Raw genomic sequence first — 16,842 nt, forward strand, 5'->3', positions numbered from 1 at the left:
TTCAGGAATAAATAAGAGGACAAAAAAGGTTTTGGTTAAAGTAGCATACCAAAACCTTTTTTGCGTATGTGAAAAAACTTTGACATTTATTTATGTAGTTAGGTGTTAAGAACAAGAAGGCAAAGGACGGAAAAAGATAAATTGTCTTTTTCCATGTTTGAGACGTTTGACCTGTTTAAATTTTTTATGGCTGATTCTTGCTTGTTTGTTACAAATAAGTGCAACAATGGCGTTGTCTGTATCGAGTGCTTGATAAATATTATCCAGCAAATATTCATTAGGATGATCCTGTGTGGTTTGCCAGTCAACCATATTTCCATAAGGTAAATCTGTAATAACGATATTAACATTTTTAAAATAGGGAGGGGAACTTTCAGTTATATCCCATTGGAAACATTGAACTTCCTTTTCAGGATACTTAGTATTTAATAGCATAGCCTCTAAGCGTTGAGCGCTATTTAGAGCCTCTAATTGCGCTTGTTTTCTCTGTTTTTCGTAATGCTCTTGCATCTCTTTTTTTCTTTTGGAAAAACCTGCTGGTGTTAAAAGGTTTAAATTTTTTTGGGCATATTTTAGTGCTTGCTCATCGATGTCAGTAGCATAGACCCGGCTTATATTTGCACTATAAAGCAGACCAATGACAGAAAGTAAATGCCCGCCGCCACAACAAGGATCATATACAGTTATACCTTCCTTTATATTTATAAAGGACAGACATCTTGCCATAATTTCGCTGGCGATTCTTACAGGAAACGCAGGTGTTCTAGGAGCGTTTACGAGAACTTTATCACTAGAAAAGTCACTATAATCTTTTTTTACCGGTTCGAACTCAAATTTCATTTATAAACTCCTTTTTTATTCAGGTTGTAGTTTGTTTTAATTGCGCTTGGCACTTTTATAACCCATGTGTAACGCGCAGGCGCCAAACATAAATGTAGTGTAGGAAACATTTACTAAACCAACACTTTCAAACATTTGTTTGAGTTCTTTTGCGTTGACAAATTTTTGCGTTGTTTGTTGGAGATAGACATAGTCTTTGCGATTGTTATGTTTGAGTTTGGCAATACTGGGAACGAGTTTAAAATAAAGGGACCAAAAGGGATAAATGATTTTATTTTCTGGCTGAGAAGTTTCTAAACATGCAACCATCCCTTCTGGTTTCACTACGCGTTTCATTTCTTTTAAAACATGAGACGCATCAGGAACGTTACGTAAACCAAAACCAATGGTAACCAAATCAAAGCTATTATCTGCAAAAGGAAGCGACATTGCATCTCCTTGTAACAAAGTGGTTTGCTGCCTCACTCCAGCTTGTTCTACTTTTTTCTTTGCTATTTCCAACATATTTTTACTAAAGTCCAAACCTACAGCTTTTCCTGCGCTTCCTACAACTTTTGCTAAATCAATTGTCCAGTCACCCGTACCGCAACATAAATCAAGCGCTTTTTGTCCAGTAGTTAGAGGGAGTTTTTCCATCGTTTTTTTTCGCCAGCGTTTATGCATCCCTAAAGAGATTGCGCTATTTGTTGTGTCGTAAGTCTCTGAGATACGATCAAAAAGAGCTTGAACTTTGGCCTCAGATGTTTTATTTGTGCGTGCCATTTTTTATTCCTTTCCGTAAACAAGTTAGTCAAATTGTACCAAAATTAACGCAGAATATAAACGTACATGTCTGTGACATTGAGCGCTTCATTTTGGTTAAATAGAATAATGAGCTTAGACTATCAAAAAAGAAATGGTTAAATCTAATGACCACTAGCAAAATTTGGTTTAAAATAAAGTTATGGAAGGAGAGAAATTTATGAGTAAACAAACTGGTTTTAAAGATGGCTTTTTGTGGGGTGGGGCAGTAGCCGCCAATCAAGTCGAAGGTGCTTTTGACACTGATGGAAAGGGATTATCAGTGCAAGATGTCACTCCTGACGGCGCTTTGGGGCCCATTACAGATGGACCAACAGAAGATAATTTAAAATTAAAAGCCATTGATTTTTATCACCATTATAAAGAAGACATCGCACTTTTTGCGGAAATGGGCTACAAAGTTTTTCGGACTTCAATTGCTTGGAGCCGTATTTTCCCTAATGGCGATGATGACAAGCCTAATGAAGCGGGCTTACAATTTTATGATGACGTATTTGATGAATGTTTGAAATATGGTATTGAGCCTTTAGTGACTTTATCTCATTATGAAACACCTTTACATTTATCCGAAAAATATGATGGTTGGAAAGATCGACGAATGATCGGCTTTTTTGAAAAATACGCACGAACCGTATTTAACCGTTATAAAGATAAAGTAAAGTATTGGTTAACCTTTAATGAAATTAACTCTGTATTGCATATGCCATTTATCTCAGGCGGGATTAAAACGCCTAAGGATGAATTAAGCGATCAAGAGTTGTATCAAGCCGTTCATCATGAGCTGGTAGCTTCTGCATCGGTAACCAAAATTGCCCACGAAATTAACCCAGAATTTAAAGTTGGTTGTATGGTATTGGCTATGCCAACATACCCTATCTCATCTGATCCTGAAGATGTATTGGCAGCAAAAGATGCAGAAAATACAAATTACGCATTTACGGATATCCATGTCCGCGGACAATATCCAGGCCACTTGTTACGTTTCTTTGCGGAAAATGATATTCATATTAACTTTGAAGCAGGTGATGCTGATTTATTAAAAAATCATACTGTTGATTTTATTTCCTTTAGTTACTATATGAGCGTCGCAGCTGCTGCACATCCAGAAAATTATAGTACTGGAGCTGGCAATGTGATTGGTGGTATTGAAAATCCGCATTTAGAAAAATCAGAGTGGGGATGGGCGATTGACCCTGTAGGGCTACGGATTGTTTTAAATGATTTTTATGATCGTTACCAAGTACCCTTATTCATCGTAGAAAACGGTCTAGGTGCAAAAGATCAATTAATCCAAGATAAAAATGGTCAATATACAGTAGAAGATGACTATCGGATTGATTATATGCGACAACATCTAGCACAAGCCAAAGAAGCTGTAAAAGACGGTGTCGATTTAATGGGGTATACTTCATGGGGTTGTATTGATTTAGTGAGTGCATCTACAGCACAAATGAGTAAACGTTACGGTTTCATTTATGTGGATCGTAATGATGATGGCTCTGGTTCGTTAAATCGTTATAAGAAAAAATCGTTTGACTGGTATAAAAAAGTAATTGAAACAAATGGTGAAAATCTATAATTTGAAAAAAATGAAAAGGGCGGGAAAGCTTATTTTCCCGTCTTTTTCAAATGATAAAATAACATAAATAATTGTTGCGCTTGGAATATATTTGTTGACTCTTTAGGGTTTTTGTTTAAAATAAAATAAAAGAGGAACTTGCTGCGCATTCAAATGTATGATACAATGCTGTACGTTTTGCAGAGGAGTTGAACGTAAAGATGAAAAATAAATTTAATCTTCAGGCATTACTTATCAGCTGTCTTGCAACATTTATTTTGAGCGTAGCAGTAAAAAATGATGCAAATACTTTTGTCGCTGCTCCTTTTCAATCTATTCAAGAAAAACTTGCAGATGAATCAAATGACAAACAGCCTAGTTCAAGTTCTCAGAAACAAAGAGGCGAAACTTCTGAGACAACTTTAACCACTGAACTGCCTGCAACTGTTACAAGTACAACTCCAAGTTTTACTGAAGAAACAACCAATAACTCAGAAAAGACAACAAGTCAAACGACAAGTAGTAATTATATGACAGAAGATGAAGTAACTGAGACGACTACTAATAGACAAACAGAAGAGCCAACGGAAACGACCGATGAAGCCAGTGAAACGCAAAATTCTAAAATAGAGGAAGATACAAAGCCTAGTGAAGAAGAAATAGACGAGTCTTCAACTACAACGGGACAGACTGAAAAATCAGCAGGGCCTCAGAAAGAAGATACACAAACTTCAGCTTCACAGACGCAAGAGGAGTCCTCTACTAATTCTCCTGCAGTCAACGGACAAGTAGATGAAAAAAATGAGGAGTCAACCACTTCCACTGAAGTAAAATAATAATAAATGAAAACAAGCGTAAAAATTTTTTCAACCTTTACGCTTGTTTTTTATTTGAACCAGCTTCATAATTATTTGGTTTCTTTTCAACACCTAATACACTAATAGGTTTATTATTACTTATGTCACAGCCCCAAAAAAGATAAAATTTCAGCCAATAACGGATTAAATGATTTACTACATAAAATGACTTCTTTTTTTACTTTGGAACTATTGTATTCTTTTTTCGTCTTTAACTAGTCCCAAATAAGTGCTTGACAAATGGCTAAAAATTCTCTAGACTTATGACAGTTTAAAATTCTTTAATTGTGTACTGTGATACATAAAAGAATGTAATCATTTGAAGTTGACTTTCATTGAAAAAAATTGTAATAATCTGGGAAGACTTCTTATACATATATTCTTTTTTCGATCAGCAGGCACAAAGCTTGGTGATCATTTTTGTGCGTAAGAAAAGGAGAGGATAAACTGTATCGGCAAATTAAAGTCGATTATCGAGTTCGCTTTTAAATCAAGAAACGCGGCGTTATATCTGAAATTGTTGTACTCTGTAGTGTATCTTTTTTTGTATGATATTCGTCTGGAAAAAATACATGAACCAATTAATAAAGTGTGACGAGAGCACACATTAAGGAGAAAATAAATGAATAAATTAAGTTCAAATGACAAAAAAGCCCTTTTTGCTTCTATTTTTGCATCTGGTCTGGACGATCTGAATGTGATGTTTCTATCATTTACTCTAGGGTCTATTATTTCATCTTTAGGATTGACCGGAGTAGAAGGTGGATGGATTTCGACAATTACCAACCTTGGGATGCTGACAGGTGGACTCGTATTTGGTGTACTCGCCGACCGCTATAACAAATTTAAAGTCTTTAAGCTGACGATTCTGGTCTTTTCAGTTGCAACCGGGATGATTTTCTTTACTAAAAGCAGCGAGTATCTATATCTAATGCGTTTTATTGCTGGAATCGGAGTTGGCGGGCAGTATGGTGTAGCTATCTCGATTATGGGCGGTATTGTTCCGAGTGATAAGTTAGGTCGTGTAAGTTCTTTAAACGGTATTATGGGACAGCTGGGATCGATCGGATCAGCGCTGCTTGCTAGCTTAATTGCGCCTTATTTCGGCTGGAAAGGTTTATTTCTCTTCGGTTTATTACCGATCCTGCTTGTTGCATGGATGCACTTTGCGATCGATGAAAGTAATATTACCGATCGTGACGCAGATAATATCAATGATGAAAGAAAAGAAAAAGCAAGTATTAAAGAATTATTTGCTAACAAAAAGCTTACGCACCAAACTCTTGCTCTAATGGTAATGACGACCGTTCAGATCGCTGGTTATTTTGGGCTGATGAACTGGCTACCGACAATGATGCAACAATCATTAGGTATTGAAGCAAATTCTAACATATGGATGCTCTCTACAATTTTAGGAATGTGTGTTGGAATGCTGGTATTTGGAAATATATTGGACTATTTTGGCCCTCGCTTAGCTTTTGGAATTTTCTTAGTTTGTTCAATGCTATCTGTTTATTTCTTTACTTATGTGTATTCGATGGCCACATTGTTGGTTGGAGGAGCTATTATGGGTTTCTTTGTAAATGGTATGTTTTCAGGATATGGTGCAATCTGCACGCGTTTATACCCACATCGCATTCGTACCATTGCCAATAATACGATTTTAAATGTAGGACGTGCGGTTGGCGGCTTTTCATCTGTAGTTATAGGCTTTATTTTAGATAATGCTGGCGTAGCTCAAGTCCTGTTGTTTGTCGCTGGACTGTATGTTATAAGTTTTATAGCGATGATGAGCGTTTCTTCTTTACGTAAGAAAAATTATAAAGCTACAGAAGTTGTTCAAGTAAATTAGCAATTAACCTTTTTATAAAACTATGATCTACTGCAAGTGTGAAACGTGGGATAATTTCAACAGTCTCTTTAGTAACAGCACTGTTTAAGGCAGTGAAAGGTATTTATTATTAATTAATTAAAATAATCGTTGTCCTTGTTAAAGTATGGCGGTTATTTTTTTGTCTTTTTTATGGCGTATAGGCTTCCAAAAATTAATATTGCGATGAAAGAAACGAACGCAATCATTAGAACTAGTATTTCTGCAATGGACAAATGGCATTTTCCCTCTTTAGGATTTTAGTACTTACTTTCTTAAGCTATACTATTAACTGCATTACAATATAACTTATTCCTTAGAGTCCTTTTGTTATACTGTAAATGTACTAAAGGTGAGTAATTAATATAAGTTGTCCAAGTAAGTACACTGTTAGGAAAACAAGATGTTAATAAAATAGAGAAATTAGTTCATGGCGATGTTGCAGTGATTGAACGATATATGTTAAACGATTTTTCTGCTAAAGAAGAAGTCATTCAATTTTAGTCCATGCTCTTTGGATCGTAGGAATTCATGGATCAAACATTTAATTAATGAAATTTTTGAATATAAAAAATTTTAGCGACTGACCAATTTGGTTAGCCGTTTTTTTTGATTCGCTCGACTAAACCGTTTTTTTTCAATGGCGAAATGAATATGCAGTATTCTTCTGTGAAAACAAAATGGAAAATTTATTACAAAATAAGGGGGAAGTAAAGAGAACGTGCCTTCATTTCATGTAAAATCAGGGGAAGTAAAATGGATGAGTCTTCATTTCTTCTGGTTAAGTTAATTTTAAGATTAGTTGATTAGACTATGGTCATCAACTAAATGAGGAGGTTCTTTCATGAAACTAAAAAAAGTTTTTCAAAGAAAAGAAAATAAATATCTACTGACTCAATCACAATTTCAGGCATTTTTTGAAGAGTTGCATCCATATATGTCTGTGGATCAATATGATCAGCATACGATTCAATCATTGTATTATGATACTCCGGATTATTACTTCATTCAACGATCTATAAGTAAACCAAAATATAAAGAAAAATTTCGTGTCAGAAGTTATGGGACTACGCGAGTAGACAGCCTAGTGTTCTTAGAAATTAAAAAGAAAGTCGCTGGAACTGTTTACAAACGACGCTTGGTACTTACTTATGAGGAATATCTAAATTGGGAAGCCTCCGGTAAGTTTCCTGAACAACTAGCACATGTTCAAATCGCGCGGGAAATTACATGGTTGTTTTATCGGCAGCCAACGCTTTCGCCCAAAGTATTGATCACTTACAATCGTTTATCGTTATTTATGGCAGATGATAGTGAATTTCGAGTTACTTTTGATCAAAATATTCGCTATTGTACCGAAAATCTAGCCTTAGATAACAAATCTTCAGGGAAATTGGTGGCTCCTGAAGTGGGTGTTTTGCTGGAAGTCAAAGCCATGGGGGCTTACCCTTTGTGGTTTACGGCCTTGCTAGCTAAGTATCATATTCAAAAAAGCAGTTTTTCAAAATATGCCCAAACTTACCAGCGTCATTTATTTAAGAAGGAGGAACTATTAAATGTTGTCTAGTTTATTTACTGAAGGAGCCACAGATATCCAACTAAAAGAACTTTTAATTTGTATTACCGCTTCATTGATTTTGGGCATGCTAGTCGCTTTTATTCATATGTATCGCAATATTTACACGAAGAATTTTGTCATTACTTTAGCTGTCTTGCCAGTCCTTGTTCAATCGGTGATTATGCTGGTAAATGGTAACCTAGGAACCGGGGTAGCTGTATTAGGGGCTTTTAGTCTGATTCGATTTCGCTCAGTGGCTGGCGGTTCTCGTGAGATTACCAGTATTTTTTGGTCGATGGGCATCGGTTTAGCCACCGGTATGGGGTATGTTTCTTATATCACTGTTTTTTCCGTTATTGTAGCTGCTTTCTTATTAGTGATTTATCGGACGAATTTTGCCGATCAAAATTCAGCAGAGCGTGAATTGAAGATAACGATCTCTGAGGACTTAGACTATCCGGAATTATTTAATGATATTTTTGAGGAATTTGCTTACAGTTATCATCTTGATACTGTGAGAACAACGACTATGGGAAGTTTATATGAATTGCGTTACATTTTGCTTTTGAAAGATCAGAAACAGGAAAAAAATTTGATCGATACTATTCGCATCCGTAATGGAAATTTACCCGTTGTTTTAGGAAAAGTTGCCACTAATCGAGATGAATTATAAATGAGGATGTGAATGTTAATGAAAAAAAGAGTTGTTGCTTCTTTAGTGATTGCACTATTTATTAGTGCGTGTTCTTCTAATTCTGCTTCTACAGAAAGCTCAGCAGATACACAGACACAGACCAATCAGTCTACATCAGAAGATACGACGGCTACATCCGATACGTTTGGTACCTACGAGGAGGAAGATCTTAACACTGAGTATGATTCGGATAGTTCAACGGTTGAACTATCCGACAATACTGAGGAAGTAGAGGGTGTATCTGTCGATGGGCAAACCGTAACGATCAATCAAGCCGGTACCTATGTTTTATCCGGGGAGTTGACTGATGGTCAAGTGGTTGTCAATGTCGATAAAGATGCAAAAGTACACCTTGTTTTAAATGATGTGACAATTACTAATCAACAAGGACCGGCTATTTTAGTCGAACAAGCAGAAAAAGTGATTACTACCTTGGCCAGTGATACAACGAATACTCTGATTGACGGGGATGACTATCAACTGGATGCTGATGAAACGGAACCAGACGCGACCTTTTACAGTAAAGAAGATCTAGTGCTCAATGGAGACGGAAAATTGAAAGTTTCAGGAAATTATAATAACGGTATTCGCAGTAAAGATGATTTGATTTTAGTTTCAGGCGAGTATACGGTTAATGCCAAAAATAATGCCTTAAAAGGTAAAGATTCTGTACAGATACTCGATGGAAGCTATACGCTGACCACAGAAGAAGGTGATGGCATCCAATCCAATAATTCTGATGAAGAAAACAAGGGGTATATCGCCATAGATGGAGGAAAATTTAAGATCACTTCTGGTCGAGATGGAATGCAGGCTGAGACGGAAGTAAGTATACAACAAGCAGAAATAACGATTAAAACAGGAGAAGACGAAATTTCTGATGAAGAAAGCTATAAAGGAATCAAAGCAGGAAATAGTCTCTTAATTCAAAACGGTACTTTCAAACTGACAACGGCAGACGATAGTTTGCATAGCGATGGTGATATTGCGATCAAAGAGGGTAAATTTACCCTTGATTCTGGAGATGATGGAATCCATGCTGACAATAATTTAACCATTGATGGCGGCACAATCAATGTGACTGACTCTAATGAAGGTTTGGAAGCTAGCGTGATTACAATTAATGATGGAGACATTACCGTGGTTGCCAGTGATGATGGTTTAAACGCCAGCGACGGTAGCAGTAGCGACACGGAAGAAACAGCAGGACAAGCAGGAAGTCCTGGTGAAGAGCAGGCAGATGATAGTCTATTACTTGCTATCAATGGAGGAACTCTCCATGTAGATGCACAAGGGGATGGCTTAGACAGCAATGGGAATATCGAAATGACAGGAGGAACGGTGACAGTTGACGGGCCGACAGAAAATAATAATAGCACGCTTGATTATGAAGGGGATTTCGAACTCTCTGGTGGAACGCTAATCGCAGCAGGAAGCAGTGGCATGGCAATGAACGTTTCTGACACTTCTTCACAAGCTTCTTTAGGGGTTTACTTTAGCGATACCCAATCTGCTGGAACGATTGTCAGTCTGCAAGATAGTGATGGCAATGTTATAGCCACTTACAAACCAAGTAAAGACTTTGACCATATTGTTATCTCTTCGGCTGATTTAAAAATAGATGAAAGCTATACCTTACTCAGCGGAACAGATGCCAACGGAAAAGAGAAAAATGGTTATTACCAAAACGGAAAAATTGTCGATAGCACAAAATTAGGTACACTAACTCTTTCAGATACGGTGACCAACCTTTCTGAAACAGGAGAAGCTGTTTCAGTAGATAGCATGATGGGGGAACCAGGTGGCGCTCCTAATGGTGAACTTCCTCAATAAATTTAGCAACTAAAAAATGGGTAGGAAATTCGATGATTATCGAGTTTTCTGCTCATTTTTCGCTGTGCATTTTTGCTATCAACTTTAAAATATACAAATTTTAAAAGAAAAGCTATTTAATTAACAAGATATTTTTTTACTTATAAAATAGAGAACATAGCCTAAAACGAATAGGTTGTATAAAACTTTCTAAACTTTAAGCACAAAGCTCGTAAATTCTCCAAGTTTTGCTTACAATACTTCTTAGTAAAAAGAGGAGGAACCTTATGGCACGTGGTATACGTTGTATTCTCGCACTAGCTATTTCGAGTATTTTAGGTCTAGGTATTATTCAATATCTCGCTTATCCGACCTTATTACAGTATGAACGTTTTGAAAATGTTATGAGTCGATTTGGCTATACGAAAGAGACGTTGATTGTATTTGTGATTTTAAGTTGTTGGCTTTTGTATTTACAAATTGAGTTTCGTCGTTTTTCTGTGGTCTATCTCTATTTATTTTATAGTGTCTACCTATTTTTGCTTTTTGTTGTCTTATTTACGAAAGCACCTGTATATCATACTTTTAATGGACAGTTGTTTGATTTTCTTGTCTGGGATAAAGGCACACTGATTGAAGCAATTTTAAATTTGGTTTATTTCATCCCACTAGGCGGACTTTATGGTTTGAGAGCTAATTGGATAGAGTTTATTTTGATCTCGTTATTAACGATTACGGGAATTGAGACCATTCAATATGTGTTTTACATTGGTACTTTTTCCGTCAGTGATATTTTATTGAATTTTTTAGGTTGTTTAGTTGGCTATAGCATTTGTTTGATACTGCGTCGTTTGGTTCATCAAAAAGTACGTATTATTTGAAATTTATCAAATACACTCCGTTTTTTGGTCTAATTTCTTAGATAAAGTAAAAGCTGCTCATATACAAAAAATGAAGTTAACTACATTTAAAAAAATTATTTATTTAATTTGCAATAAACTTCAAAAATAGTAAAGCGTTGATGTGACTTATTTAGTTTAATTGACTCATTTAGTTTCAATTTTTTGATTGAGTGAAAGTTATCTTAGAGACCATGTAAAAAACCGTTTTTGCTAACAGAAAAAAATGATAGTATGAAAAAATGTCAATTTCTGCGTTGACGAGCGTTATGTTATTAAAAAGACAAGCGATAGGCTTGTCTTTTTTTAGTGACTAAAGTTACACAAATAACAAATATCTTGTTAAATATATGTTAGACAAACCTGTTTTTGAATCGTTTATTAATAATTATAGTCTGGAAACAAGCAACAATTGTATTATTGAGTTTTAGAAATAGGTATTTACTTATGATTAATATGATTAGAGGCAATTCATCCCCAAAATGAAAAAATAGCTGACTTTTATTGTTGATTTGTCCATTAATATGGACATAAGAGAATGTTTGCGCTTTCAAAAAAGAGATATAGTACAAGTAAGGAGTTGGTTATATGCAGCTAAGTAAACGAGAAAATCATTTAATTGAAGTATTAATGAAAAATAATATGATGCTTACTGCACATCAATTAGCGAAAATTTCGGGCGTTTCCACAAAAACAATTTACCGTATGGTTAAAAAAATTAATGAGGAATCAACCGAAGGAGATATTATCATTTCAGAAATCGGCAAAGGGTTTCGGCTTGACTATGATAAATACTTACATCTTAATACAGCAAATAAGATGGCAACAAAAGAAAAAGAATCTTTAATTCGACGGAATAATATTCTTTTAAAACTACTTTTTAAAGCGCCTCATTCTGTTAAAGTTCATGATTTATTTAATAGTTACTTTGTCAGTGAAGCGGTAATCTTTAAAGATATTAAAAAAATCGAGACATTTTTAACTAATTATCATTTAAAGCTTTATCGAAAAGATGGAAGCTTAGCTGTTAAGGGATTAGAAAGAGATATACGAAAAGCGGTTAATTATCTAATCGAGGGAAGGGAGCTGACCGATGAAACGTTTCTGACTGATTTTCAAAATATTAGTGCCTATGATATTGATTTTCTGACTTCATTATTAAGAGATATCGAAAATCAGTTAGGGACAACGATTAGCTATCCGTATAATGTCAATATTTTCTCCCACTTATATATTCTTATGAAAAGAAATCGCGAGGGCTCAATTGAAAACCAAGAAGATATCACATTGGACAGCGAAGAAGAGCAATTGATCAAAAACTACCAAACGATTTTTGAGGTTTCTAAAGGTGTTATAAATAGAGTGAGTAATTACCTTTGTATTGAGCTAGAAGAAATTGAAACTTTTTATCTTTTTAATTATCTTATTTCGTCAAGGCTTGAAAATTTTAATGAATACTCTGCTAAGGGAAATGAAAAATCAAAAGAAGTTACAAATTTTTTGATGAAAGAAATGTCTAAAGTATTGAGATCTGTCACTATGGAGGCTGAGTACAAGGAGGATCTCTTAAGTCATATTACTCCTCTTCTTTATAGATTAAGTAATGAAATTTTTATAAAAAATGATCTCATCCAAGATATTCAATTAGAGTACTCGGAAATGTTTAAATTAGTAGAAAAAGCAACTAGAAAAGCGGAGAGGGTGTTTCATTTACCACAAGTAAGTATAGATGAGATCGGCTTTCTAGTCTTGTACTTTGTAAAATATAAAGAAATGCGAAAGATCAAGAAAAGAGTACTTATTATGTGTAGTAGTGGTGTGGGAACCTCAGAACTATTGAAGGTAAAGGTGAAAAAAGCTTTTCCAGAAATAGAGATTGTAGATGTTATTTCATCCAAGCGTTTTATTAAAAATATAGAAGAGTACCAGGACATTGACTTGATCTTAACTACGGTTCATTTGCATAAAGACTTTGGTGTTCCAAGTCTTTTAGTTAATGCGATTTTTACCAAACAGGACGAGGAACGAACAAAAAACATGTTGCAAGGAGGAGGAAATTACTATGAGTGAACACCTAGCAGAAGATTTTAATATCGCAGATGTTATTACAGAGGATCTAATTGATTTAAACTTACAAGCTAAAAATAAGGAGGAGGTAATTCACGAGTTAACAAATATTTTATATAAAAAGGGATTGATTTCAGATGTTAAAGATTTTTCCGAGGATGTGTTTTTACGAGAAAAGGAAGGGGCAACTGGCTTAGGACAAGGTATAGCCATTCCTCATGGGAAATCCGACAGTGTGATCAAGACTTCTTTAGTTGTAGGTAAAACAACTGCACCTATTAAATGGGAGTCTCTTGATGATAAACCTGTAAATACGATTATTTTATTTGCGGTAAGAAATACAGAGGCTAACACATTGCATATTAAGTTGCTTCAAAAAGTTGCGACTCTTTTGGCCGATGATTCCTTCATTTATGCTCTTCGTCATGTAAAGACAAAAAAAGAATTACTACGATTATTATCTAAAGAACCCGAATAAAAAAATTGTATTTCATTGTAAAAGTGTTGAAAACGCTTATATAGACCTTATTATTCTAACAAGGAGAGTGAAATTTAATGAAATTAGTTGCAGTGGTGGCTTGTACCTCAGGTATTGCCCATACGTATATCGCAAAAAAGAAATTAATCAAAGCGGCGGAAAAAAGAGGTCATTTAATTAAAGTAGAGACTCAAGGAACGATAGGGACTGAAGGAAAGCTGTCAAAAAAGGATATTGATGAAGCCGATTTAGTAATAATGGCAACTGATATTCAAACAACAGGTAATGAAAGATTTGAAAATAAGAAAAAAATAAAAATTTCGACGAGTATTGCCGTAAAAGCTTCTGAACAGTTAATTGAAAAAATTGAAAATGAAATACAGTCTTAAGTTAAAGGAGGAAGTGACAAATGAAAAAAGTTCTTAATGAGTTGAAAAGACATGCCTTAACGGCCATTAGTTATATGCTGCCCCTTGTTGTTGCCTCAGGATTGTTAATTGCTATTGGTAATTTGATGGGCGGAGAAGTAATCGAAGATTATACTAAACCTTTTACAATAGCAAGTTCATTAACAAGTTTAGGAGTCATGGGGATGGGGCTGTTGCCCGCCTTTATTTCTGGTTATATTGCCTATTCCATTGCAGAACGTCCAGGGATTGCGCCAGGTTTTTTAATGGGAATGATCGCTAATGCTTTAGGCGCAGGGTTTTTAGGCGGCATGATTGGCGGATATCTAGTGGGCTATTTTGTATTATGGATGAGAAAAACTTGGAAAGTTCCAAAATGGGCTGAAGGATTAATGCCTATGATGATTATTCCGACAGTGTCTTCCTTAGTTGTAGGTTTAGTGATGTTTTTTGTCGTAGGTATCCCAATTACTTGGCTAACAGAACAATTAATTAACTTTTTAGAAAGTTTAGATGAGTCATCTAGAATGGTTTATGGATTTATATTTGGCGTGTTAGGTCATATTGATTATGGCGGTCCTATTAGTAAAGTACCCAATTTATTTGCCGATGGACTATTGTTGGAAGGCGTATTAGGTCCTGAAGCAATAAAAGTGATTGGTGGTATTGTTCCACCTGTGGGGATAACTTTTGGATGGTTATTTTCAAAAATGGTCAATAAGCGAATTTATACAAAAGTGGAAGAAGATGCTATCAAAGTAGCGTTTCCTATGGGACTGACAATGATCACTGAAGGGGTTATTCCGATTGCTATGAATGACTTGTTGCGGACTTTATTAGCTACTGGTATGGGAACAGGGGTTGCTGGCGCGGTTAATTTCTATTTCCGAAATGGATCGCCAGTTCCTTCGGGGGGCGTTTTTGTTATTCCTGCTATGACCAAGCCTTTGGTAGCAGTCAGCGCATTACTAGCGGGCTCGATTGTAACCGGACTAATATTAGTACTTATTAAAAAACGAATTACAGATGAAGAATACGAATCTCTTCAAAATCAGGAAGAGGAAGAGACAGATTTATCAGGAATTGGTATTGAGGGATAAACTATATGAAAGTGAGGAGTTTTCGTTATGCCACTAGTTTCATTAGATGAGTTATTACCAGAAGCAAGTCAGAACCATTATGCTATTCCAGGATTTAATGTGGTCAATTTGGAAATCATCATTGCTGCTGTTAGCGCAGCAGAAAAAGAAGAATCTCCTATTATCATTGAATATACAGAAAATGATGATGCCAGAATCCCATTAGAATATATCGGTCAATTTGCTAGTAGTTTAGCTAAAGAATCTGATATACCTATTTGTGTCCATTTAGATCATGGAAATACACTTAAAGGGATTATGAGAGCGATTAAAAGTGGTTATTCATCTGTCATGTATGATGGAGCAAGCTTAAGTTATCAGGAAAACGTGGAGAATACGCAACGAATTGTTGAAATTGCTCAAAGTATAGGAATTAGCGTTGAGGCTGAGTTAGGGCAAATTGGTCCGGGCGAAGATCATTTTACGGACCCCAATTTAGTCAAAGATTTCACCGAAAGTACAGGAATCAGCGCTCTTGCCGTTGCGATTGGGACAGAACATGGCGTCTATAAAAATAAACCTAAAGTTGACCTAAAAAGACTTAAAGAGATAAGGGATCAGACAGAAACTCCGCTTGTTATGCACGGGGGGTCTGGTTTAGCTACAGAAATTTATAGAAAAGCGATAGATAACGGTGTTTCTAAAATAAATTATTACTCGGCGATGTCTAATAAAGTAACGAAGAAAATCATTCATCATCTCCAATCTTCAAGTGAACATCGTGAAATTTATCTTCAAGATGGTGTTGATTTGGAACTGAAGTACTTTGAAGAAGAGATGAAAGAAACGATACGGTTATTTAGTAAAAAGAATTGAGTATATGAGACATTGTACATGGCTTTGAAATTACGGAGATTGTTTAAAATAAAGCTTCCTTTAAGATGGAAAAGATAAAACATAAGTTGACTTACTTTCAAAGCTGCAATCTACAAAAAATAAAAAGAAATGGGGACTTGTAACTATGTTAATAAATATGAATCAACTATTAGAAATTGCAAAAGAAAATAAATTCGCTGTGGGCGCCTTTAATGTAGCAGATAGCAACTTCTTGCGAGTGGTCGTAGAAGCGGCTGAAGAAAATGATTCTCCAGCAATTATTGCCGTTCATCCGACAGAGTTGGATTTTACCAAAGACGAATTTTTCCAATACGTCATCTCAAGAGTAAAGAATAGTTCGGTGCCATTTGTTGTTCATATGGATCATGGAGATAGTTTGGCTAGTATTATGCGAGCGATTCATTGTGGCTTCAGTTCAGTCATGATTGATGGTTCTTTACTTCCCTTTGAAGAAAACATTGCGGTCACTAAAGAGGTAGTAGATGTTTGTAAAAAAATTAATGTCTCCGTAGAAGGAGAGTTAGGAACAATCGGAAATACGGGAACAACCATTGAAGGGGGCGTTTCAGAGGTTATCTATACTCAACCGGAGGATGCAGTAGAATTTATTGAAAAAACAGGAGTTGATTCATTAGCGATAGCTATCGGAACAGCCCATGGAATCTATCCTAAAAATGTGAAACCTCAATTAAGAATGGATGTATTGGAAGAAATTGAAAGAAAAGTAGATATTCCTTTAGTCCTTCATGGTGGCTCTTCTAATCCTGATAAAGAAGTGGCTCGTGCTGTACAAATGGGGATTCAAAAGGTGAACATTTCTTCTGATTATAAATATGCTTTTTATAAAAAATGTCGTGAAATCTTATCCACCACTGAATTATGGGATGCGAATGCCATTTACCCTGAGTGTATTGTGGAAGCTAAAAAAGTTGTCACACAAAAGATGAATTTATTTGATTCAGTTGGAAAGGCAGCTATATATAGAAAAGAAAATGTTAAACCCTTTAGAAATACTTTTTCATCCT

15 protein-coding genes are annotated in these 16,842 nt (G+C 35.4%); 13 read left to right on the forward strand and 2 right to left on the reverse strand.

The features are described from left to right. Positions 1 to 105: 105 nt before the first annotated feature. Together TS1_RS10500 and TS1_RS10505 are read right to left on the reverse strand one after the other, a co-directional pair. Positions 106 to 840, reverse strand: a complete 735-nt coding sequence (locus TS1_RS10500) for a hypothetical protein (RefSeq protein WP_068710465.1) — start codon at positions 838 to 840, stop codon at positions 106 to 108. Positions 841 to 876: 36 nt separating this feature from the next. After that, positions 877 to 1,602, reverse strand: a complete 726-nt coding sequence (locus tag TS1_RS10505) for a demethylmenaquinone methyltransferase (RefSeq protein ID WP_068710466.1) — start codon at positions 1,600 to 1,602, stop codon at positions 877 to 879. Positions 1,603 to 1,801: 199 nt separating this feature from the next. Between TS1_RS10505 and TS1_RS10510 the strand changes: the two genes are divergently transcribed. From TS1_RS10510 to TS1_RS10570, 13 genes are all read left to right on the forward strand, one after another. Next, the gene (locus TS1_RS10510; RefSeq protein ID WP_068710467.1) at positions 1,802 to 3,220 is read left to right on the forward strand and encodes a glycoside hydrolase family 1 protein; all 1,419 of its coding nucleotides are present in this window, start codon (positions 1,802 to 1,804) and stop codon (positions 3,218 to 3,220) included. A gap of 200 nt (positions 3,221 to 3,420) precedes the next feature. Continuing rightward, the gene (locus TS1_RS10515) at positions 3,421 to 4,035 is read left to right on the forward strand and encodes a hypothetical protein (RefSeq protein WP_068710468.1); all 615 of its coding nucleotides are present in this window, start codon (positions 3,421 to 3,423) and stop codon (positions 4,033 to 4,035) included. Between the two features lie 643 nt (positions 4,036 to 4,678). Continuing rightward, the gene (locus tag TS1_RS10520; RefSeq protein WP_068710469.1) at positions 4,679 to 5,908 is read left to right on the forward strand and encodes an MFS transporter; all 1,230 of its coding nucleotides are present in this window, start codon (positions 4,679 to 4,681) and stop codon (positions 5,906 to 5,908) included. Positions 5,909 to 6,770: 862 nt separating this feature from the next. Next, positions 6,771 to 7,493 (forward strand): polyphosphate polymerase domain-containing protein, encoded by a 723-nt coding sequence (locus tag TS1_RS10525; RefSeq protein ID WP_068710470.1) that lies wholly within the window; start codon positions 6,771 to 6,773, stop codon positions 7,491 to 7,493. Next, the gene (locus TS1_RS10530) at positions 7,483 to 8,157 is read left to right on the forward strand and encodes a DUF4956 domain-containing protein (protein WP_068710471.1); all 675 of its coding nucleotides are present in this window, start codon (positions 7,483 to 7,485) and stop codon (positions 8,155 to 8,157) included. Before TS1_RS10525 ends, TS1_RS10530 begins: the two co-directional genes overlap by 11 nt. 18 nt (positions 8,158 to 8,175) lie before the next feature. Next, a complete protein-coding gene (locus TS1_RS10535) occupies positions 8,176 to 10,011 on the forward strand; it encodes a carbohydrate-binding domain-containing protein (RefSeq protein WP_068710472.1) in 1,836 nt (611 codons plus the stop codon). 266 nt (positions 10,012 to 10,277) lie between these two features. Further along, the gene (locus TS1_RS10540) at positions 10,278 to 10,871 is read left to right on the forward strand and encodes a VanZ family protein (protein WP_068710473.1); all 594 of its coding nucleotides are present in this window, start codon (positions 10,278 to 10,280) and stop codon (positions 10,869 to 10,871) included. A 606-nt stretch (positions 10,872 to 11,477) separates the two neighbouring features. Then, a complete protein-coding gene (locus TS1_RS10545; protein WP_068710474.1) occupies positions 11,478 to 12,959 on the forward strand; it encodes a BglG family transcription antiterminator in 1,482 nt (493 codons plus the stop codon). Further along, positions 12,952 to 13,434: a PTS sugar transporter subunit IIA gene (locus TS1_RS10550; protein WP_068710475.1), complete on the forward strand. Its 483-nt coding sequence runs from the start codon at positions 12,952 to 12,954 to the stop codon at positions 13,432 to 13,434. The genes TS1_RS10545 and TS1_RS10550 overlap by 8 nt, the downstream gene beginning before the upstream one ends. A gap of 77 nt (positions 13,435 to 13,511) precedes the next feature. After that, positions 13,512 to 13,823, forward strand: a complete 312-nt coding sequence (locus tag TS1_RS10555; RefSeq protein ID WP_068710476.1) for a PTS fructose transporter subunit IIB — start codon at positions 13,512 to 13,514, stop codon at positions 13,821 to 13,823. A 20-nt stretch (positions 13,824 to 13,843) separates the two neighbouring features. Beyond that, positions 13,844 to 14,941 (forward strand): PTS fructose transporter subunit IIC, encoded by a 1,098-nt coding sequence (locus TS1_RS10560; RefSeq protein ID WP_068710477.1) that lies wholly within the window; start codon positions 13,844 to 13,846, stop codon positions 14,939 to 14,941. Between the two features lie 27 nt (positions 14,942 to 14,968). Then, positions 14,969 to 15,796 carry a class II fructose-bisphosphate aldolase gene (locus TS1_RS10565; RefSeq protein WP_068710478.1) on the forward strand — a complete coding sequence of 276 codons (828 nt, stop codon included), beginning with the start codon at positions 14,969 to 14,971 and terminating at the stop codon, positions 15,794 to 15,796. A gap of 145 nt (positions 15,797 to 15,941) precedes the next feature. Beyond that, a partial coding sequence (locus TS1_RS10570; protein ID WP_083498301.1) for a ketose-bisphosphate aldolase occupies positions 15,942 to 16,842 on the forward strand: 901 nt, incomplete at its 3' end.

Source organism: Tetragenococcus solitarius NBRC 100494 (assembly GCF_001544195.1).
Taxonomy (GTDB): Bacteria; Bacillota; Bacilli; order Lactobacillales; family Enterococcaceae; genus Tetragenococcus; species Tetragenococcus solitarius.